The 21,562-nt window shown below is 29.9% G+C and carries 24 protein-coding genes and 2 pseudogenes; 25 read left to right on the top strand and 1 reads right to left on the bottom strand.

The features are described from left to right. The first annotated feature begins 6 nt into the window (after positions 1-6). From ruvX to DYE58_RS10015, 21 genes and pseudogenes are all read left to right on the top strand, one after another. A complete protein-coding gene (ruvX, locus tag DYE58_RS10115) occupies positions 7-447 on the top strand; it encodes a Holliday junction resolvase RuvX (RefSeq protein ID WP_115312281.1) in 441 nt (146 codons plus the stop codon). Beyond that, positions 425-670 carry a DUF1292 domain-containing protein gene (locus tag DYE58_RS10110; protein ID WP_004822781.1) on the top strand — a complete coding sequence of 82 codons (246 nt, stop codon included), beginning with the start codon at positions 425-427 and terminating at the stop codon, positions 668-670. The genes ruvX and DYE58_RS10110 overlap by 23 nt, the downstream gene beginning before the upstream one ends. Positions 671-680: 10 nt before the next feature. Continuing rightward, the gene (locus DYE58_RS10105) at positions 681-1,136 is read left to right on the top strand and encodes a Fur family transcriptional regulator (protein ID WP_004822779.1); all 456 of its coding nucleotides are present in this window, start codon (positions 681-683) and stop codon (positions 1,134-1,136) included. Then, a complete protein-coding gene (locus DYE58_RS10100) occupies positions 1,137-2,801 on the top strand; it encodes a ribonuclease J (protein WP_004822778.1) in 1,665 nt (554 codons plus the stop codon). It abuts the gene before it with no gap. A gap of 36 nt (positions 2,802-2,837) precedes the next feature. Next, positions 2,838-3,500, top strand: a complete 663-nt coding sequence (locus DYE58_RS10095) for an O-methyltransferase (protein ID WP_004822776.1) — start codon at positions 2,838-2,840, stop codon at positions 3,498-3,500. Continuing rightward, positions 3,488-4,708, top strand: a complete 1,221-nt coding sequence (locus tag DYE58_RS10090) for a peptidase U32 family protein (protein WP_040553014.1) — start codon at positions 3,488-3,490, stop codon at positions 4,706-4,708. The genes DYE58_RS10095 and DYE58_RS10090 overlap by 13 nt, the downstream gene beginning before the upstream one ends. Then, complete coding sequence (gene udk, locus DYE58_RS10085; RefSeq protein WP_004822772.1) at positions 4,705-5,316, top strand: uridine kinase; 612 nt, start codon at positions 4,705-4,707, stop codon at positions 5,314-5,316. Before DYE58_RS10090 ends, udk begins: the two co-directional genes overlap by 4 nt. A 164-nt stretch (positions 5,317-5,480) precedes the next feature. Next, positions 5,481-6,014: a translation initiation factor IF-3 gene (infC, locus tag DYE58_RS10080; RefSeq protein WP_004822770.1), complete on the top strand. Its 534-nt coding sequence runs from the start codon at positions 5,481-5,483 to the stop codon at positions 6,012-6,014. A 13-nt stretch (positions 6,015-6,027) separates the two neighbouring features. Continuing rightward, on the top strand, positions 6,028-6,219 hold the full coding sequence (gene rpmI, locus DYE58_RS10075; RefSeq protein ID WP_004822767.1) for a 50S ribosomal protein L35: 192 nt from the start codon (positions 6,028-6,030) through the stop codon (positions 6,217-6,219). A gap of 13 nt (positions 6,220-6,232) precedes the next feature. Then, positions 6,233-6,583 carry a 50S ribosomal protein L20 gene (gene rplT / locus DYE58_RS10070; protein ID WP_004822765.1) on the top strand — a complete coding sequence of 117 codons (351 nt, stop codon included), beginning with the start codon at positions 6,233-6,235 and terminating at the stop codon, positions 6,581-6,583. Between the two features lie 55 nt (positions 6,584-6,638). After that, the gene (locus DYE58_RS10065) at positions 6,639-7,961 is read left to right on the top strand and encodes a TrkH family potassium uptake protein (protein ID WP_050794642.1); all 1,323 of its coding nucleotides are present in this window, start codon (positions 6,639-6,641) and stop codon (positions 7,959-7,961) included. An 8-nt stretch (positions 7,962-7,969) separates the two neighbouring features. Then, positions 7,970-8,620 carry a potassium channel family protein gene (locus DYE58_RS10060; protein WP_004822763.1) on the top strand — a complete coding sequence of 217 codons (651 nt, stop codon included), beginning with the start codon at positions 7,970-7,972 and terminating at the stop codon, positions 8,618-8,620. 53 nt (positions 8,621-8,673) lie between these two features. Continuing rightward, positions 8,674-9,117 carry a DUF4342 domain-containing protein gene (locus DYE58_RS10055; protein WP_004822761.1) on the top strand — a complete coding sequence of 148 codons (444 nt, stop codon included), beginning with the start codon at positions 8,674-8,676 and terminating at the stop codon, positions 9,115-9,117. Positions 9,118-9,129: 12 nt separating this feature from the next. Continuing rightward, complete coding sequence (gene rpmE / locus DYE58_RS10050; protein ID WP_004822760.1) at positions 9,130-9,330, top strand: 50S ribosomal protein L31; 201 nt, start codon at positions 9,130-9,132, stop codon at positions 9,328-9,330. Between the two features lie 47 nt (positions 9,331-9,377). After that, positions 9,378-10,277, top strand: a complete 900-nt coding sequence (locus tag DYE58_RS10045; protein ID WP_115312280.1) for a DUF1385 domain-containing protein — start codon at positions 9,378-9,380, stop codon at positions 10,275-10,277. Further along, a complete protein-coding gene (prmC, locus tag DYE58_RS10040; protein WP_004822755.1) occupies positions 10,268-11,119 on the top strand; it encodes a peptide chain release factor N(5)-glutamine methyltransferase in 852 nt (283 codons plus the stop codon). Before DYE58_RS10045 ends, prmC begins: the two co-directional genes overlap by 10 nt. Next, positions 11,094-12,158 (top strand): peptide chain release factor 1, encoded by a 1,065-nt coding sequence (gene prfA / locus DYE58_RS10035; RefSeq protein WP_004822753.1) that lies wholly within the window; start codon positions 11,094-11,096, stop codon positions 12,156-12,158. The genes prmC and prfA overlap by 26 nt, the downstream gene beginning before the upstream one ends. Positions 12,159-12,348: 190 nt before the next feature. Continuing rightward, positions 12,349-12,891: a rubrerythrin family protein gene (locus DYE58_RS10030; RefSeq protein WP_004822752.1), complete on the top strand. Its 543-nt coding sequence runs from the start codon at positions 12,349-12,351 to the stop codon at positions 12,889-12,891. 190 nt (positions 12,892-13,081) lie between these two features. Then, positions 13,082-14,058: pseudogene (locus DYE58_RS11710) on the top strand (IS30 family transposase). A 36-nt stretch (positions 14,059-14,094) separates the two neighbouring features. After that, positions 14,095-14,559, top strand: a pseudogene (locus DYE58_RS10020) (ATP-binding protein). 388 nt (positions 14,560-14,947) lie between these two features. Then, a complete protein-coding gene (locus DYE58_RS10015) occupies positions 14,948-15,253 on the top strand; it encodes a YerC/YecD family TrpR-related protein (protein WP_004823531.1) in 306 nt (101 codons plus the stop codon). 39 nt (positions 15,254-15,292) lie between these two features. Here DYE58_RS10015 and DYE58_RS10010 read toward each other — a convergent pair whose 3' ends face one another. Beyond that, the gene (locus tag DYE58_RS10010; protein ID WP_115312279.1) at positions 15,293-16,999 is read right to left on the bottom strand and encodes an Rqc2 family fibronectin-binding protein; all 1,707 of its coding nucleotides are present in this window, start codon (positions 16,997-16,999) and stop codon (positions 15,293-15,295) included. Between the two features lie 108 nt (positions 17,000-17,107). Here DYE58_RS10010 and DYE58_RS10005 point away from each other — a divergent pair, with 108 nt between their 5' ends. The 4 genes from DYE58_RS10005 to DYE58_RS09990 all read left to right on the top strand — a co-directional run bounded on the left by DYE58_RS10005 (position 17,108) and on the right by DYE58_RS09990 (position 21,556). Then, entirely contained in the window at positions 17,108-17,578 is a 471-nt protein-coding gene (locus DYE58_RS10005) for a GNAT family N-acetyltransferase (protein WP_169311347.1), read from the top strand. 392 nt (positions 17,579-17,970) lie between these two features. Then, entirely contained in the window at positions 17,971-19,203 is a 1,233-nt protein-coding gene (gene arcA, locus DYE58_RS10000; protein ID WP_004823213.1) for an arginine deiminase, read from the top strand. 32 nt (positions 19,204-19,235) lie between these two features. Further along, positions 19,236-20,600, top strand: coding sequence for a YjiH family protein (locus DYE58_RS09995; RefSeq protein WP_115312278.1), 1,365 nt, complete (start codon positions 19,236-19,238; stop codon positions 20,598-20,600). A gap of 269 nt (positions 20,601-20,869) precedes the next feature. Then, the gene (locus DYE58_RS09990; RefSeq protein ID WP_004823324.1) at positions 20,870-21,556 is read left to right on the top strand and encodes a response regulator transcription factor; all 687 of its coding nucleotides are present in this window, start codon (positions 20,870-20,872) and stop codon (positions 21,554-21,556) included. The last annotated feature ends 6 nt before the right edge of the window (positions 21,557-21,562 follow it).

Here is a 21,562-nt window from a genome sequence, read left to right as displayed (position 1 = left end):
GTGGTTATGGGGAAAATACTTGGACTTGATGTAGGAGATAAATGGATTGGTGTTGCGATAAGTGATGAGTTACTTATGACAGCTCAACCGTTAGTTACTATAGAGAGAGTTTCGAATAAAAAAACATACGAAAAAATTTATGAGATAGTTTTAGAAAATAAAATAGAAACAGTTGTTGTAGGATTGCCAAAAAATATGAATAATACAGTTGGACCTCAAGCTGAAAAAGTATTAAAATTTTCTGAAAAGTTAAAAAATAAATATAAAGTTGAAATTATTTATATTGATGAGAGAATGACGACTCTTTCTGCAGAACGAGTATTAATAGAAGGAAATGTCAGGCGTGAAAATCGTAAAAAATATGTAGATAAGATAGCAGCTACATATATTTTGCAGACTCATCTTGATATTTTGAGGAGGAATAATGCAGAGGCAACTCTTTATTGATGAATATGACAATGTAGTTGCTTTCATAGTAAAAGCTGAGTTTAACATTGATGAAAATAGATATGTTGCTATAGCTCCTGTTGATGACCCGGGTTCAAAAACTTATATATACAAGATAGATATTGACCCATATGGTAGTGAGAGTATTACAATGCCGGAACGTTCAGAGTTATATGACGCCTTTAAGGCATATGAAAAAGTAAAAAATGATACACTTCAGTGAGGTGCTTTAAATGGATAATAGTGTTGAAAATGTAAAAGATATATTAAAGGAACATGGACATAAGTTTACTAGACAAAGAGTAGAAATATATAAAGTTTTTGCAGACAATCAAGGTGCTCATTTGTCTACTGAAGAAGTTTATAAAGAAGTTTCTGAAAAAAATAAAAATATTGGTATAGCAACTGTATATAGAACAATGCTTTTATTTGAAGAAGTAGGAATTTTAGATAAGATAAGTTTTGATGACGGTGTAACTAGGTACGAATTAAAGCACGAGTCTGGAGAAGAACATAGACACCATCATTTAATTTGTGTAGATTGCGGAAAAGTTACTGAGGTAAAAATAGATTTATTAGATAATTTAGAAAAAGAAATAGAAGAAGAGGAAAATTTCAAAATAATTGACCACAGCCTTAAATTTTATGGACATTGCAAAGACTGCTATCAAAAGTTAAAAGGAGAATAGATGAAAAATAATGGAAGAGTTAGGATAATTCCTCTTGGAGGGATGCTTGAAATTGGTAAAAATCTAACTCTAGTAGAGTATAAAGATGAAATTTTGATTGTTGATTGTGGGATGACATTTCCAGGGCATGAGTTGCTAGGAATTGATGCAGTAATCCCTGATGTAACATATTTAATTAAAAATAAAGACAGAATTAAGGCTATGATTTTAACACATGGGCATGAAGACCATATAGGAGCCATACCTTATGTTTTGAGAAAAATAAAAATGCCTATATACGGTACTGCACTTACAATAGGATTACTTGAAAATAAATTAAAAGAGCATAATATTGGGAAAGTAGATTTACATGTAGTAAATGACGGAGACAATGTTAAGATTGGTAAAATGGAAGTTGAATGGATTCATGTTAATCACTCAATTCCAGGAGCGTGTTGCTTAGCTATAAAGACTCCACTTGGATATGTATTCCATTCAGGAGACTTCAAAGTAGATTTCACACCTATTTCAGGTAAAATTATAGACTTAAATAGAATTGCTCAGATAGGAGATGCTGGAGTGTTGGCTATGATTACAGAGTCTACTAACATTCTACGTGAAGGATATACAATGAGTGAAAGCTCTGTTGGGGAAACTTTTAATAGAATATTTGCGAGTACGCCAGATGCCAGAATAATCATTGCAACATTTGCTTCAAATGTGCATAGAGTTCAACAAATCATAAATGCAGCTGAAAAATTTGGGAGAAAAGTTGTTCTTTCAGGTAGATCTATGTTGAATGTAACAGATACTGCAATTAGATTAGGATATATGAATGTCAAGAAGGGCACTATAATTGATGTCAAAGAGATGGGCAAGTATGATGATAATGAGTTGGTTTTAATAACTACAGGTTCTCAAGGAGAGCCTATGAGTGCATTAACTAGAATCGCATACAATGAACACAGAAAAATACAATTGACATCAAATGATGTTGTAATATTGTCTGCTACACCAATACCTGGCAATGAAAAAGATGTTTCAAGTGTAATAAACAAATTGTTAGAATCAGGTGCAAAAGTTATTTATGAGTCTCTAGGAGAAATACACGTTTCAGGTCATGCTTGCGAAGAAGAGCATAGATTGCTTCAATCATTAGTTAAGCCAAAATATGTCATTCCAAATCATGGAGAATATAGACATCTTTTAAGACATGCTGAAGTGGCAGAAAGTATGGGTGTCCCTAGAGAAAATATCTATATTATGGAAAACGGGAATGTGTTAGAAATATCAGAAGATGGTGCTAAGTTAGTTGCAGATGTTCCATCAGGAGATATTTTAGTAGATGGACTTGGAATTGGCGATGTTGGAAATATTGTATTAAGAGATAGAAAACACTTAGCAGAAGATGGTTTAATCGTTGTTGTAGTTACAATTTCTAAAAAAGATGGAAAAGTTATTTCAGGACCGGACATTATATCTAGAGGGTTTGTATATGTAAGAGAATCTGGTGATTTAATAGAAGATTCTAGAAATGTTATTAAGAACACATTGAAAGAACTTGAAAACAAGAAGTTAGGGGACTGGGCATCGGTTAAAACATCAATAAGAGATGACCTAAAGTCATTCTTATTTAGTCAAACTAAGCGTAACCCAATGATACTTCCAATAATTATGGAAATTTAAGGAAATCGCAAGATTTCCTTTTTTTATGAGGATTATATGAAAAGCGAAGTTTATAGAGAAGTAGTTTACGATCATGTAATAGATTATATAAATTCATTTAATGATCCAGGATATTTAAAAGATATGAGAGATTATGCTGAAGAAAATCATGTACCTATATTAGAGAGGGAAACAGAAAGCTTTATAAAATTTTTATTGAACACAACTACACCAAAAAAGGTTTTGGAATTAGGTACTGCTATAGGGTATTCAGCAATTTCTTTTACTTTAAATTCTGGCATTGAATCATATACAACTGTTGAATTGAGAGAAGATTTCACAGAAATAGCAAGAGAGAATATTAAAAAATATAATGTTGATAATGTTATAGAAGTAATAAATGGAGATGCTTATGAAGTAGTAAAAACTTTACAGGATGTGTATGATATAATATTTATAGATGCAGCGAAAGGACAATATAAAAAATATTTTGATGAATGCGAAAAACTTTTGAGTGATGAAGGAATAATTATTTGTGATAATATTTTATTTAGAGGAATGGTTACGAAAAAAGAGTTAGCTGTTAGAAGAAAGAAGACTATAATTAAAAGATTAAATGAATTTATTAGCTATATAAAAAATGACGAACGTTTTATATCAAGTATCCTTCCAATAGGAGATGGATTATTATTAGTTAGGAGAAAAGTTTGGAAAAAATAGAATTACTGGCACCGGCAGGAGATTTAAATAAACTTTATACTGCAATAGATTATGGTGCGGATGCTGTTTATTTAGGTGGAGAAAGCTTTGGGCTTAGAAAAGCTTCGAAGAATTTCTCTATAGAAAATATAAAAAAGGGTGTTGAATATGCTCATGAAAGAGGAAAAAAAGTTCATGTAACTATGAATATAATACCTCATGAAGATGATATAGTTGGGGTGGAAGAATATGCGAAACAACTGGAAAAAATAGGAGTAGATGCAGTTATAGTTTCTGATCCAGGTATGTTTATGAGAATAAAAGAAGCAACAAATTTACCTATTCACATATCTACACAAGGTTCTGTAACTAATTCATCTACAGTTAATTTTTGGGCTAAAATGGGCGCTGAAAGAGTTGTATTGGCTAGGGAATTATCTTTGAAAGAAGTTAGAAAAATTGTAAATGAAGTAGGAAATAAGATAGAAATAGAAACTTTTGCTCATGGTGCGATGTGTATGTCTTATTCTGGGAGGTGTTTGCTTTCTAATTATATGACTGGTAGAGATGCAAACCAAGGTGATTGTTCTCAAGCTTGTAGGTACAAATATTATTTAGTTGAAGAAAAAAGACCGGGAGAATATTTCCCTATAGAAGAGCATGAAGAAGGTTCATTTATTCTAAATTCAAAGGATTTATCTATGATAGAACACATAGATGATTTAATAGAATCTGGAGTAGCTAGCTTAAAAATTGAAGGTAGAGTAAAGAGTGAATATTATTTAGCAACAGTAATAAGAAGTTATAGAATGGCTATAGATGCTTATTATGAAGACCCTGAAAATTATAAATTTGATTCTTCGCTGTTAGATGAGATTAAGAAAGTAAGCCATAGGGATTTTACTACTGGATTTTTTTATGGGAAGGCAAATGAAGATTCTCAAGTCTATACCGATAATTCATATATTAGAGGGTATGATTTTGTTGGAATAGTTTTAGAATATGATAAAGATACTAAACTTGCAAAGATAGAACAAAGAAATAGAATCTTTAAAGGAGAATCTGTAGAAATATTCGGACCATCTGTTAAACACTTTACTCAAAAATTAGAATATATGACAGATGAAAAGGGAAATGAAATAGAAGTGGCAAATAAAGCTAAACAGATTTTTTATTTAAAGCTTGACAAAGATGTTAAGCCAGGGTATTTATTGAGGAAAGAGATATGAGAGAACCAATTATTATAGGTATAGCAGGTGGCTCAGGTTCTGGAAAGAGCACTGTAACAAATGAATTAGTGTCAATGCTTGATACTGAAAGAGTAACTGTAATAGAAGAAGATAGTTATTATAAAGATCAATCAAATTTGCCATTTGAACAAAGAGTCAAGACTAATTATGACCATCCTTTTGCTTTTGACCATGATCTTTTAATTGAACATTTAACTAAGTTAAAAAACAAAAAGAGTATAGAAAAGCCAATTTACGACTATGAAGTTCACAATAGAAAAAAGATAACTGAAAAAGTTGTGCCTAAAGAGGTAATAATTTTAGAGGGAATACTTATTTTAAGTGAAAAAGAAATAAGAGATTTATTGGATATAAAAGTTTTTGTTGATACAGATAGTGATGTTAGAATTATAAGAAGAATTTTAAGAGATATGAAAGAGAGAGGTAGAAGTTTAGATTCTGTAATATTACAGTATATGTCAACAGTAAGGTCTGCACATCTTCAGTTTGTAGAGCCATCTAAGAGATACGCTGATATAATAATCCCTGAAGGTGGATACAATAAAGTTGCAATAGATCTTATATACTCTAAAATAAAAAATTCTTAGATGAAGAATAATTTAATTTGACAAGTTATTGAATATAAAGTATAATATCAGTATTGTTTAAGTAGAAGTCCGCTTCTCACCTTACGACTTAAAGTTTTGAGGTTGTTTAAGAATTGATTTTGTATTCTTGCGGGTTTCTATGCCCGCTTTTTTATTGTAAATTTTTGCATGGAGGTGCTAGTATTAAAGAACTTCAAATTAATGAAGAGATTAGAGATAAGGAAGTTAGATTAGTTGATGACGAAGGTAATCAAGTTGGAGTCGTTCCTAGAAGTAGGGCTTTAGATATGGCTTTTGAAAAGAAACTTGACTTAGTCAATGTCTCGCCTAACTCTAAACCACCAGTATGCCGTATCATGGATTACGGAAAATATAAGTATGAAATGATAAAGAAAGAAAGAGACTCTAAAAAGAAACAACGTGTAATAAATATAAAAGAAGTTAGATTAACTCCAAATATTGAAAAACATGATTTAGAGACTAAAGTAAAGCATGCTAAAAAATTTCTATCAAATGGGGATAGAGTAAAAGTCGCAGTTCGATTCAGAGGAAGAGAAATGGGACATACTGAAATTGGAAAAGAAGTTTTAGACAGATTTGTTGAAATGGTTTCAGAAAGTGGAACTGTGGATAAAAAACCTAAATTGGAAGGTAGAAACATGATCATGTTTTTAGCTCCAAATAAAGAAGAAAATTAGGAGGATTATACTTATGGGAAAAATGAAAACTCATAGAGCATCAGCAAAGAGATTCAAGAGAACCGGCTCAGGAAAGATAAAAAGATACACAGCATACAAAGGGCATTTAACTGGAAAGAAAACAGCTAAAAGAGTTAGAAGTCTTAGAAAATCACAAACAGTTAGCAAAGGTGATCAAAGAAGAATTGATCACATGATTCCATAGGAGGTAAATATAGATGGCTAGAATTAAGAGAGCGGTTAACGCTAAAAAAAAGCATAAAAAGATTTTAAAACAAGCTAAAGGATATTTCGGAGCAAAATCAAAGTTATTCAGACCTGCTAATCAAGCAGTTATGAAATCACTTAACTATGCGTTTGCTGGTAGAAAGCAAAGAAAAAGAGATTTCAGAAAATTATGGATTGCTAGAATAAATGCTGCTGCAAGATTAAATGGAATGAGCTATTCTAAATTTATTTCAGGACTTAAGAATGCAAATATAGAAGTAAACAGAAAAATGCTATCAGAAATGGCGATTAATGATCCAAATGGCTTTGCAGAACTTGTAAAAGTTGCAAAAGGTGAATAATTAAAGAAAAGCGTGTCTTGAAGTGAATATTTTAAATTCAAAGTTCCATTCTTTAATGTATAGGTTATTTCATAATCCACCAATGATTATAGGATTAAGTTTCTTATTTGTAATATTATTTGGTGCAGTGCTTTTAAACATGCCTGAGGCAAGTATATCGGGAGAGCGAATTGGATTTGTAAATGCTCTTTTTACAGCCAGCTCAGCAACTTGTGTAACAGGACTTATTGTTGTTAACACAGCATCGTATTTTTCAGTTATGGGTAAGGTTGTAATATTAGTCCTAATACAAATTGGTGGAATGGGTACAATGGTGTTATTTTCACTAATAGCAATGTTATTTAATTTTAAAATTGGCTTGAAAGAGAGAATTTTAATTAAAGAGCAGTTGAATCAAGATACATTAACAGGACTAGTAAAACTTACTAAATCTGTAATAAAGATAAGTTTATTTATAGAATTAGTTGGAGCTATTGTTTTATCCATAAGATTTATACCTATTTATGGTATGGAAAAAGGCATTGCCTTTTCCGTATTTCATTCAATATCTGCTTTTTGTAATGCTGGATTTGATATAATAGGTAGTTCTCTTATGAGTTATCCAACCGATTTGATATTAAATCTTACCATATCAATCTTAATTATATTAGGAGGGTTAGGATTTACAGTTTTTAGAGATATATTAAGAAAAAAGAGTATTAAACATACTAGTCTTCATACAAAAATGGTTTTGATTGTAACCTCAATACTTTTGGTAATAGGTACAATATTGTTTTATTTAATTGAAAATAAAGGTACATTAGCCAATTATGTTGGAACTGAAAAATGGCTTATATCGTTTTTTCAATCGACAATATCTAGAACGGCTGGTTTTAACTCTGTAGATATGGCTTCAGTTCACTATTCTACAGCAGTTATATTAATGATTTTGATGTTTATAGGAGGTTCACCAGCTTCTACAGCAGGTGGATTAAAAACAACGACTTTTGGAGTTATTTTAGCTACTACAATATCTGTTTGTAAGGGAGAAAGAGATGTAGTTTTCTTAAAGAGAACTATACCAAGAGATACAGTCTCAAAAGCAATAGCAATAACTGTAATTTATTTAGGAGCAGTAATAATAACTACGCTACTAATAACAATAGTAGAAATAGATAAATTTAATTTATTAGATGTACTATTTGAGAGCATTTCGGCTTTTGCAACAGTTGGCATTTCAAGGGGTATAACTCCAGAACTATCTACGGCATCAAAAATTATTATTACAGTTTCAATGTATTTAGGTAGAGTAGGTCCTGCAACTTTAGCTGTTGCAATTATGAAAAGTAGAAAAACTATACTTTATAAATATGCAGAAGGTGATATAGTTGTTGGCTAGGAGGATTTATGAAATCATATGTAATTTTTGGTTTAGGTAGATTTGGATCTACGGTAGCAATAACTCTTTCTGAGTTAGGATATGATGTTTTGGCTGTAGATTCAAATTTTGACAGAGTACAATCTGTTGCAGATAAAGTTACCACAGCTATGCAAGTAGATATGATGGATGAAAATGCAACTGAAAATTTGGGATTAAAAAATTTTGATGGAGCTGTTATTGCAATAGGTGAAAATTTTGAAGCGGCAATAATGTCATCAATTGTAGCTCAAGAGGCTGGAATACCTTTGATAATAGCTAAAGCTAATACTGTAAGACAAGGCACAATTTTACTAAAGGTTGGGGTAGATGAAGTTGTTTATCCTGAAAAAGACATGGGGTCTAGAGTTGCATATAATTTAACCTCAAAAAATTTGCTTGATTATATACAAATTTCACAAGAATTATCAATAGCTGAAATTAGAGCACTGCCATCGTGGTGGGATAAAACTATTGAAGATTTGGAGATTAGAAATAAATTCAAAATTACAATATTGGGAATTGAAAAAAATGGTGAAGTTGAAGTAAACCCAGCACCAGATACAGTTCTTAAAAATGATGATATTTTAATCATTGTGGGTAAAGATGAAGATATAAAGATGGTTGAGAAAAAGTCTTAGCTTGAAACTAAGTGTATAATTAAAGTAGTTTCCTAAATAAGGAGGTAAATTTCATGATAACTATAGAAAAAGTAGACTATGTAATGAATGTTACTGGAGCTGAGTATCAAGTAGTTAAAAATGCTTTACTTGATTCAGATGGAGATGTTGAAAAAGCAGTTGAAATCATAAGAGCTTCTGTAAGTAATTACAAATATAATGAAAAAGAAAAAGATGAATTCTTTAAATTTGAGGATATTAAATTTGAAGACATTAAAAGAGCTATAAAAGATATTTGGAACACTACAAATGCAACAAAAATTTTAGTTGAAAAAGATGGCGAAACAGTGATTAATATTTCTCTTACTGCAGCATCATTAGGAGCAATTTTAGCTCCAATTGCTACATTTATAGGGATGGGCTCAGGACTTATAGCTGATTATGATTTTAAAATTGTTACAGCTGATAAGGAAGAGATTAATATTAAAGAATATATATTAAATATGAAAAATAAGTAAGGAGAAGTAAAAATGCAAAAAGACATTCAACCGGAATACAAAGAAGTGACAGTTACTTGTGCTTGTGGAAACACATTCAAAACAGGTTCTGTAAAAGAAGATTTAAAAGTTGAAATTTGTTCTGCATGTCACCCATTCTTCACAGGTAAGCAAAAAACTGCTGAACACGGTGGACGTATAGAAAAATTCAACAAAAAATATAGACAAAAATAAAAAATGGTTAGCAAAAGCTAACCATTTTTTATAAATAGGAGATAAATATGAACACTAAAACAGCATTTAAGACAACCATAGGTGGGCAGGCTCTTATAGAGGGAGTTATGATGAGAGGTCCGTCTAAAATAGCTGTAGCAGTTAGAAAACCTACGGGAGATATAGAACTTAAAGTAGAAAAGGCTAAAGATCTCTCAGAAAAATATAAAATATTAAAATTACCTATCTTAAGAGGCGCTTATAAATTGATAGATGCAATGATAGTAGGTGTTAACGCCTTAATGTTTTCTGCATCTTTTTGGGATGAAGAAGAAAATAATAAGAATAATAATTTAGAGGTATTTACAACAGTTGCAGTTTCTATGTTATTAGCTGTGGGGATATTTATGGTGATTCCATCAGTAGCGGCTGGATTTCTAAAAGATTTTTTTAAGTCTTCAATTGCTTTAAATCTATTTGAAGGAATATTGAGATTACTCATATTTTTTATTTATATTAAATATATTTCCAAATTAGATGATATAAAAAGGGTATTTGAATATCATGGAAGTGAGCATAAATCAATTCATTGTTATGAATCTGGAGAAGAACTTACTGTAGAAAATGTTAAAAAATATCCCATAGAACATCCAAGATGTGGAACCAGTTTTTTATTTATGGTTATGATTATAAGCATAATAGTTTTGTCTTTCTTTGGATGGCCTAATCCTATTGTGAGAATATTGACAAGAATTTTAGCGATGCCACTTATAGCTGGTATAGCATATGAGGTTAATAGATACATAGGGAAAAGTGATTCTGGAATTTGCAAAATAATAAGGATACCTGGGTTAAAGATTCAACAAATAGCAACAGTTAGAGAACCTTCAGAGGATATGATAGAAGTTGCTGTAACTAGTTTAAAAGCAGTTCTTCCAACAGATGGAGAAAGTGATTTATGGAAATAAGTGAAATTTTTAAATTAGGAAAAGAATATTATCTAGATAGTCAATATGCTGATGTAAATAGAGAAATAAAAATGATTATTTCTGAAGTGTTAAACCTTGAAGAATCATACATTACTGTACATGATGATATTGAAGTAAACTCAGACGATGAAAAAAAGATTTTTGAAATTTTAAATAGAAGAAAAAATGGAGAACCTCTACAGTATATATTAGGACATCAGTTTTTCTATAAACATGATTTTGTAGTTGATAAAAATGTTTTAATTCCAAGATACGATACTGAAATTAGTGTTGAAACAATTTTAAAAGCTATAAAGAAAAATGATAGAGTCTTAGAAATTGGATGTGGAACAGGTTGTGTTTCTATAAGTATAGCTTTGGAACGTAATTATGTTAAAATAGATAGTATAGATATTTCTGACTATGCAATTGAAAATACTTTAAAAAATGTACGAAAATATAATTGTGAAAATATAAAAGTGTTTAAAAGTGATATTTATCAAAATGTAACTGATAAATATGATATTATTTATTCTAATCCTCCATATATACCAACAAGGGAAATAGAAAAATTACAAATAGAAGTTCAACGTGAACCTATATTGGCATTAGATGGTGGTTGCGATGGATTAAGTATTTATAGAAGAATAATTAAAGATTTGGATAAATACTTAACAAAACAAGGTTTTTTAATTTTAGAGATTGGTTATGAGCAAGCAAAGGACATTACAAATTTATTAGGAGATTATAATACACTGGTTTTAAAAGATTTGTCCGGACATGATAGAGTTGTAATAGCTACAAAGGGAGATATAGATGTACGAAAATTTAGAAGCTTTTGAGGAAAAATTTAAAAGTTTAGAGCAAGATTTAATGGATGTTAACATAATAAGTGATTCTAAAAAGTATCAAAAAACAGCCATTGAACATGCAGAAATTGAACCAATTGTAAATAAATATAGAGAATATAAAACTCTAGTTAAAACTATAAAAGACAATAAAGATATGTTACGTGATAACATAGAAGATGAACTTAGAGATTTAGTAAAAGAAGAGTTAAAAGATGCAGAAGATAAGCTTGAGGGAGTTGAAGAAGAACTTCGTATATTATTGATACCAAAGGACCCTAATGATAACAAAAATGTAATCATGGAAATTAGGGCCGGAGCAGGAGGTGATGAAGCAGCTTTATTTGCAGGAGTACTCTATAGACAATATGTCAGATATGCAGAAAGACAAGGTTGGAAAACAGATATCATGAATACTAATGAAATAGGTATTGGTGGATATAAAGAAGTTGTCTTTATGATAATAGGTAAGGGAGCATATTCAAGGTTAAAATATGAATCAGGAGTTCATAGGGTTCAAAGAGTTCCTGAAACAGAATCATCCGGAAGAATTCACACTTCTACAGCTACTGTTGCGGTACTTCCAGAAGTTGAGGATGTAGAAGTTGAAATAGATCCAACAGAAATAAAATTTGATGTGTTTAGAGCTTCAGGTAATGGAGGACAATGTGTAAACACTACAGACTCTGCAGTTAGACTTACTCATATTCCAACGGGTTTAGTAATCAGTTGTCAAGATGAAAAGAGTCAGTTAAAGAATAAAGAAAAAGCACTAAAGGTTTTAAAAACAAAATTATATGATTTAAAAATGAGAGAACAACAAGGTGAATTGTCAGATCAAAGAAGTGCTCAAATAGGAACAGGTGATAGATCCGAAAGAATCAGAACATATAATTATCCTCAAGGTAGAGTAACAGACCATAGAATTTCTTTAACATTGCATAAGATAGACCAGATAGTAGATGGTGATATTGACGAGATAATAGATGCTTTAACAAGTGCCGAACAAGCTGCAAATATAAATAAAGCATAATTTAGCTCAATATAGCAATCTATATAAACATATTTTAATTTAAAAAGATGTTTTATAATTAAGACATCTTTTTTCTATAGATAGAAAATTTTAAATAAACTCTAAGTTATAATAAAAATGTAGAATTTTAGACTATTTGAATATATAATAAATGTGTATGAATGAACAACTGTAAATAGGAGGTAAAATTATGAATCATATGACAAGTGATAATTTAAGATCAGCTTTTGGTGGAGAAAGCCAAGCCCACATGAGATATAGAATCTGGGGTAACTTAGCTAAAAAAGAGGGTTTTGAAAACATAGCTAGACTTTTTGAAGCTACTTCTGATGCTGAACAAGTACATGCTACATTGCATTTCAATGCTCTTAGAGATGTAGCTGGAGATTTTCCTGTAACTTCTATGGCTGGATTTGGAATTGGTACACTTAAAGAAAACCTTGAAGGGGCTAAAGGTGGAGAAGTATTTGAATATACTCAAATGTATCCAGCGTATATAGCTGTTGCTGAAATGCAAGAAGAAAAAGAAGCAGTTAAAGCAATGAGATTCGCAATTGAAGCTGAAAAAATACACGCAGAAAGATATCAAACAGCAATTGAAGCTGTTGAAGTTGGAAAAGATCTTGATGTAGAAAAAGTATTACTTTGCCCAGTTTGTGGATACATCGGATTTGAAAATGTAGAAAAGTGCCCTCTTTGTGGAGCAAAAGGTTCTATTTTCGTAGAATATTAATTAATATTAACTAAGGGTTTGAGTATAGAAGTTCTACACTCTTTTTTAAAAGCTCTAAAATATCTGTTGGGGAGTAAATCTCTAACAGATATTTTTGTCTTGAATTTATAATCTAAGTGCAACAAAAAATGATTCATAGTTATCTGATAAAATAGTATTTGAAAACAGAAATAAAAAATCAGGAGAAACTATGAATCACTATAATCATTTTACACTAAAAGAACGAGAAATTATAAAACATTATTTGGATATTGGAAAAAATCAGTCTGAAATAGCGGTACTATTACGACGAAATAAATCTTCAATTTCTAGAGAGCTAAAAAGAAATAGTTTTAATGGAGAATATTTTCCTTGTGATGCCCATTCTCTTTATCACCATAGAAAACATAGCTGCAAGCCTAAGAAAAAGTTAGATAATCCTGTTCTATTAACATGCGTGAAAAATCTTTTTCTAAACCATCAGTGGTCTCCTAAACAAATTTCTGCACGATTAAAAATGGAAGGTTTTTCATACACAATCAGCTATAACACAATTTATAGAGGAATCTATAATGGTTTATTTGATGAATCGGGACAAATAGAGGAGCTATACGTAAACTTAGGCACAGAGGAAAAAGTCGCCATACAAAAAATTATGAAGAGAGAAGAGGTAAAATTGTCATTAGTAATTTAATTACATATAGACCTCAGATAACTAATAACAGAGGACGTCTAAGAGATTGGGAAGCTGATACTGTATTAGGACAAGTAGGAAAAGCATGTTTAGTTACCCTAACAGATAGAAAAAGTAGATACTTGCTTTGCAAGAAGATTTCAGAGAAAAAATCTACAGAAGTGAAGAATGCGATGATTGAACTACTAAAAGATCACTCCGTAGAAAATATAACTCCAGATAGAGGAAAAGAGTTTTCAAAACATCTACAGATTAATAAAGAACTACATTTGGTCAAATTTTATTTCCCCTTTCCACATCATCCTTGGCAAAGAGGAACTAATGTAAACACCAATGGTTTATTAAGAGAATATTTTCCTAAAATAAAAGATATCGATCAAACAGATGAGTACGTTGAATCTAAGGTGCAATAAATTAACTTACTACCTCGCAAATGCTTGAATTGGAAAACTCTTTATGAAGTATATCATTCAACAGAGTTGCACTTGATTTGACAATTTAAGCAAGAAATAAATGAAAATCAAATAAAAATGCTTTGTTCATTAAAGTTTTTAGAAAATAATGAAAATATAATATTTCTTGGAAATAGCGGAGTTGGAAAAACTCATTTAGCAACATCGATAGGAATAGAAAGTGCTAAAAAACGAATAAGCACATATTTCATTAAATGTCATAATTTAATAGAAAACTTAAAAAGAGCAAAGGTAGAAAATAAGTTAGAACAACGAATAAAACATTACATAGGATATAAATTATTAATAATTGACTAAATGGGCTATTTACCACTAAATGATGGCGATGAAAGATTGATATTTCAACTTATTGATAAAAGATACGAAAAGAAAAGTACAATAATAACTACAAATTTAAACTTCAATGAATGGTCAAAGTTATTTTATGATGAAAAAGTAGCTGCAGCAATTATAGATAGACTGTTACACCACGCAACAGTCTATCTATTACTGGAAATTCATACAGACTTAAAGAGTATATAAAGGAGGAATAAGTGTACATTCTTATATAATCAAATTTGTACATTTTTATGTTGACATTAACAAATCCAAAAAGCGACTCGTCATACTACCTTTTCATTATATAAAAAAATAGTGCAAGTAAGAGTTTACTATTTCTTACACTATTTATGGTACTAAAGAGAGACTCGAAATTAACGAGCATCCCTAATGTTTGACATAGAGCCTTTTTAAATTGAGGTACTAATTTATTTTCCTTAAATTATTTTATTTAAATTTAATATACTACATATAAAAACTTATATATAATATAGCTTTATATTAGTATAATTTGCCTTGACTTTAATATGTGAAATTGTTACTATAATACCGAAAGAATAATTGAAAAGCGATAAAGCTTAGGAGGTCACATATGTATAATTCAAAGATCAAAAGTGAGCAGACAGATGGCTTATTTGAAGCAATTTTAACTTTAGAAACGCCTGAAGAATGTTATAGATTTTTTGAGGACATTTGTACTGTTAAAGAGGTTCAAGCAATAGCACAAAGACTACAAGTAGTAAAACTATTGATAAAAAATAAAACATATCATGAGATAGAATCTGAAACAGGAGCAAGTACAGCAACAATTTCAAGAATTAATAGAAGCTTAAATTATGGATCTGATGGCTACAAAGTAGTTCTTGAAAAACTAAATTTTTTAGATAAAGAAGATTAATTTAAAAACAAAATTAAAACACCTCTTTTTAGGGGTGTTTTAATCTATTTTTATGATAATTGTTTTAAAATTAGTATAAGTTACAAGACCTGGTATTTTTGAAGGGTGTCTTTTTACATATTTTTTTAGAGTATAATCTACAGGAATATTATTAGATGATTTTAATGATGAATTAGTAGCTGCCAGTTTAGCTGCTTGAAGTATTGATGATTCAGGAAAATCACCAGAATTATTTCTTAAAATAACATGTGAACCAGGTGCATTTTGAACATGGAACCATATATCATTTTGTCCTGCGAATTTTAAAGTTAAATATTCATTTTGTTTATTGTTTTTACCACAGTAAATAGTATCTCCATTTTCATTGGTTAGTTGTGAGATTTTTAATTTACCTTTTTTATTTTTTGAATTACGTTTTTTTAAATAGTTCATTTCATATAGTTCTTCACGAATTTCATCTATATCATCAGAAGATTCACTAAGTTCCAAACTAAATAAAACAGATTTTAGATATTCAATTGAAGATTCAGTTCGTTCAATTTCATCTTTAAGTTTTAAATTTGCATTTTTAAGTTTTGCAAATTTTTTATAATACTTATTTGCATTTGCTTGTGGAGAAATTTTATTGTCCATAGAAATTGTTATAGGTTTCATTTCATCATAAAAGTTTTCAATTTCTATAGATTTTACACCGGGTTCTATTCGATAAAGATTAGATGATATTAAATCTGCATATATTTTATATTTATCTCTATCTTTTGATTGTTCAAATTCTTTTAATTGTTTTTGTAATTTGTTAGTTTCTCTATTTATTAAGTTTTTGATTTTCTTTTTGAGTTCACTAGACTTATCAGATACTATTTGATTTTTTAATTTTTCTAAATAAAATGTATCGATAAGGTTTGATGTATTTTCAAATTTTATTTTTTGTTCTTTTGTATACATTCGTAAATCAATTACAGAAAAATCAATTATTTGGTCTAAATCCTTAACTAAGGTTGGAGTGAATTCAATGTTTTTTACACAATTCATTATCTCATAAAAACTTTCTTTTAGTACTTGTATATCTGTATCTGAAAGACTGTTTAAAGGTCTGTCTTCATCAAGATTAGCTCTGTAACATATCTCTCTTATTACTATAGGGCTAAGTCCCATAAATGTTTTTATAAAGCTGTTTTTAATTGTAAGATTATTTATTTCGATGTTATCAAATGAATTTTCTTTTAAAGGATTTAGTCTATTTGAAATTAAGTCGGTGTTATAAGTTAAACCTGGCAATATTTCTCTAACAGAAGACATATTGTGATTTACACGTCTAATAGAATCTATAATTCTATTTGTTTCCGTTTCTATAAGTATAATGTTTGAGTACTTTCCCATAATCTCAATTATTAAACTCTTTTTAATTTCAAATGCTAAGTCATCTCTACTTAGCACATCTATTTTTAAAATCCTATCCATCTCATATTGTTTGAAGTCTAAAATTTTAAAGCCTTCAAGATGCTTTCTTAAGAGCATACAAAAGTTAGGCGGAGTTTTAGGATTTTCAAACTCCTCATCGGTAAAATGAATTCTAGGAGCTTGACTAGATACATCTAAAAGTAATTTCTTTTTTTCGCCATTAACTTTCATTTGAAAAATTATTGAGTCTTTTGTTGGTTGATATATTTTTTCTATTTTTGTATTTAAACAGTTGTCTTTTAATTCTTTAGTGATTGCTTTCAAAACAATTCCATCGTAAGCCATATTTCACCTCAAAGTAAATTATACCATATATATAACTATGTAATTTGTTATAATAAAATTATAAATAATTATTTTAACAAAACTATTTATGAGTTGATGGAGGATATTATGATTAGAAGATTTAAAGTTGAAGATGCTAAAGAAGGCTCAGCGCTGATAAAAAGAACTTTATATGAAGTCAATTCTAAGGATTATGAAGATAGATTTTTAGAAGACAGTTCTATACAACTTTCAGAAAATGATTTGATAGAAAGAGCTGAAAAAAATAATTATTACATATGTGAAGAAAATGAAAAGATAGTTGGGATAGGTGGCATAGGTTCATATTGTGGTAAAGAAGATGAGGCTTATATAATGAGTGTTTTTGTTTTACCTGAATATATTGGAAAGGGTATTGGTAGAAACATAGTTGAGACTTTAGAAAAAGATGAATACGCATTAAGGGGCAATAGAATAGAAGTGGCATCATCCATTACAGCCGTTGGATTTTATAAAGAGATGGGATATCGATTTAAAAACAATGATAGTAGACTTAATGAAGTGGAACAAAACTACAGAATGGAAAAATTTTTAAAATAGTATATTTTTGATTTGAATTTGTTAAATTAATTTAACAAATTAATTATAAACTTTTCAAGTATAGTAAAATCCTTATATAAAGGGAGAAAAATAGATAAAATTAATAAAATAAAATAATTATTATATACTATTTATAATGGTACTATGATAAAATAATGGTAAAGGAATTCAAAAGCATAGCTGAATAAAGATATAATGTATATATCTTGAAAAGGTTTTCTTTATTAATTACATAACACATAAAAATTATGGTAAAATAATGTTAATATCAAATGGAATCGAATTTATATTTTGAAATTATTTATCCAAGACAAGTTAAATAGCTTGTTAAAAATTAGTAGTTTATAGATTTACTTTAAATCTAAATATATATTTTTAAGGAGACTTAGAAGGTGAGTAGAGAGAAAGCGATACACGTTTACAGTGAAATTGGAAAATTAAAAACTGTACTGCTACATAGACCTGGAAAAGAAATCGAAAATTTAACTCCAGATTTATTAGACAGACTTTTATTTGATGATATTCCATTTTTAGAAGTAGCAGTGCAAGAACATGATGCTTTTGCAAATATTTTAAGAGAGAATGGAGTAGAAGTTCTTTATTTGGAAGAATTAGTAGCGGAAGCTATTACTTCAGAAGAAATCAAGAATGAATTTGTGGATGAATTTATTTCTGAAGCTAACATCGAAGGCAAGACTAAGAAGAAGCTTGTAAAAGACTTGTTGATGAGTTTTGAAAGTAACTTTGAAATGGTTCTTAAGATGATGGAAGGTATAAAAAAGGACGAACTACCTGATTTTAAGAAATTGGGCTTAACTGATATGGTTGACTCTGAATATCCATTTATAGTTGACTCAATGCCTAACTTATATTTCACAAGGGACCCAGCGGCAAATATAGGATATGGAGTTTCTTTAAATAAGATGAGAAACTTAACTAGACAACGGGAAACGATATTTGCAAAATATATTTTAAAATATCACCCAAGATTTAAAGATGCTGATTTGGAATTGTGGTATGATAGAACGGATTCAACTGCTATTGAAGGCGGAGATGAATTAGTTTTATCAAAAGAAGTTTTGGCAGTGGGGATTTCCGAAAGAACAGATGCAGCTTCTATAGAAAAATTAGCTGAAAGAATTTTTGAAAAGAATGAATCTTTCAAAAAGATTTTAGCTCTTTACATTCCAAACAAGAGAGCTTTTATGCATCTTGATACTGTATTTACAATGGTTGATTACGATAAGTTTACTATACATCCTGAAATTGAAGGACCACTATCTGTATATTCTTTAACTAAAGGAGAAGATGGCAGAATCAATATAGAAAAAGAGAATAAAGAGCTTGATAAAGTCTTGGCAGAAGCTTTAGGTCTTGAAAGTGTAACTTTAATTCGTTGTGGTGGAGATGATCCAATAGCGGGAGCTAGAGAACAATGGAATGATGGAGCTAATACTTTGGCAATCGCTCCAGGAGAAGTTGTAGTATATTCAAGAAATAAGGTTACTAATAAGCTTTTAGAAGAATACGGAATAAAACTTCATATTATGCCTTCAAGTGAACTTTCAAGAGGTAGAGGTGGCCCAAGATGTATGTCCATGCCTCTATGGAGAGAAGACATTTAAATATAAGTTACTAAAAAAGGGAGGGTATTTATATGGAAAATGTTAAAAAAGAAAAAATGACCACTGGAAGGATTATGAAATTCTTAATTCCTTCAATCATAGGTGTTCTACTTTTAATGGTGCCATTTAAAAAAGATGGTGCCTCAACAATAATGGTATCTGTAATATCTAAGGGTATCAACAAGGGAATAGAATCAGTAGTTCCTATTTATGTATTAGTTTTAATATGTATCGTTATATCATGTGCTTTAGCAATTATTTACAAATTAGCCAAACCGGCTTGGATTGAAAATAATGAATTATTAAAAGAAATATCTGACATTTCAAACTTCTGGCTTTTTGCTAGATTAGTGGGACTTTGCATTGGATTTATGACAGCTTTTGAAGTTGGTCCTGAAATAATTTATAGCGGAGATACAGGTGGGCTTATATTATATGACCTTATATGTGGTCTATTTACTATTTTCTTAGTAGCTGGATTTATATTACCGTTCTTAACAGAATTTGGTTTGTTAGAATTTTTAGGAGTATTCTTAACAACATTTATGAGACCGGTGTTTAATTTGCCAGGTCGTTCAGCAATAGACTGTGTTGCTTCTTGGATAGGAGATGGAACAATAGGGGTTGCTCTAACTAACAAACAATATGAAGATGGTTATTATACTGCAAGGGAAGCGGCTGTTATCGCAACTACTTTCTCAGCTGTATCCATAACATTCTGCTTAGTAGTTCTTGAAAATGTATCTATGACAGATTACTTTGGACAATTTTATTTTATAGTTGCACTTTCTGGTGTAATAGCAGCTTTGATTTTACCAAGGATTTATCCTCTATCATCTAAGAAAGATGAGTATAACAATGGAGTTAGAAAAGCTATACCGGAAGCAATACCTGCAGGATTTACAAAATCAGAATGGGGACTTCAACTTGCAGTTAAAAAAGCTGAAGAAAATGTTGGAGTTGGACAATACTTAAAGAGTGGAGCTAGAACAGTTTTAGGATTATGGTTAGGTGTTATACCAATTATTATGGCAGCAGGTACTTTAGCATTAGTAGTATCAGTTGCAACACCATTCTTCGATATAATGGGTAAACCATTCTTACCAATACTTAAATTACTTCAAGTTCCTGAAGCTGAAGCAGCAAGTGGAACTATGGTAGTTGGATTTGCTGACATGGTTGTTCCATCTATATTGGCAGCTGAAATAGCTAACCCAATGACAAAATTTATAGTTGCAGCAGTTTCTGTAACTCAACTTATATATATGTCTGAAACAGGTGCGGTTATTCTTGGAACTAATTTGCCAGTAACTTTGCTTGATTTATTCATATTATTCCTTGAAAGAACATTAATAACACTTCCGATAATTGTGTTATTCGCACACATGATATTTTAGATTAAAAACTATAGAAAATAGCTTGAGAGAAATCTTGAGCTATTTTTATTTGTAGTATTTTTAAAAGGAATCTAATCAGTTACTTTTTTACATTGGATTAAATAATATTATTAACCAAATTATCAAATTGGAATGGCTTTATAATCAAGACATAAGTTCAAAAATAATTAATATTTGCATAGATTTGTTATAATAAATTTAAGATTTTTGTAAGAGTTTTAAAGTAATATCTTAATAAATGTGATGTAATATATATATGGAGGTTGGATATGAAGTATAAGATATTGGTAGCAGAAGACGATAACGCCATAAGAGATTCTATAGGAATATATTTGAGAAATGCAAATTATGATGTTATTGAAGCCAAAGATGGTGAAGAAGCGATACATAAGTTTAAGTCTGAAAAGATAGACTTAATTATTATGGATCTTATGATGCCTAATTTAAGTGGAGAGGAAGCTATTTTAGAGTTAAGAGAAATTACTTACGTTCCGATAATTATTTTGTCTGCTAAAGGTGAAGACTATGACAAGATAATAGGGTTGAATATAGGCGCTGATGATTATATAACTAAACCTTTTAATCCTTTAGAACTTATGGCAAGAGTTAGTTCCAACATAAGAAGATTTTATGAGTATCAACCCAATAAGAATTCCGATATTTTAGAGTATGGAGATATAAAACTTGTAATACCTGAAAAATCGGTTTATGTGAGAGATGAAAAGGCACATCTCACATCAATTGAATATCAAATTTTAGAATTATTGATGAAAAATCCTAATAGAGTTTTTTCAGTTGATGAAATTTATGAAAAAGTTTGGGATGAGCCAGCATTTGATGTTAAAACTGTAACGGTACACATACGTAGAATACGTGAAAAAATTGAAATTGATCCTAAAAAGCCTATTTACTTAAAGGTTGCTTGGGGATTAGGATATAAGTTCGTTACAAAATAGGAGGAG

Source organism: Peptoniphilus indolicus (assembly GCF_900454665.1).
In the GTDB taxonomy this organism is placed as follows: Bacteria; Bacillota; Clostridia; order Tissierellales; family Peptoniphilaceae; genus Peptoniphilus; species Peptoniphilus indolicus.
The sequence above is the reverse complement of the archived record's forward strand: the minus strand, read 5'-3'. Positions and strand labels throughout refer to the sequence as shown.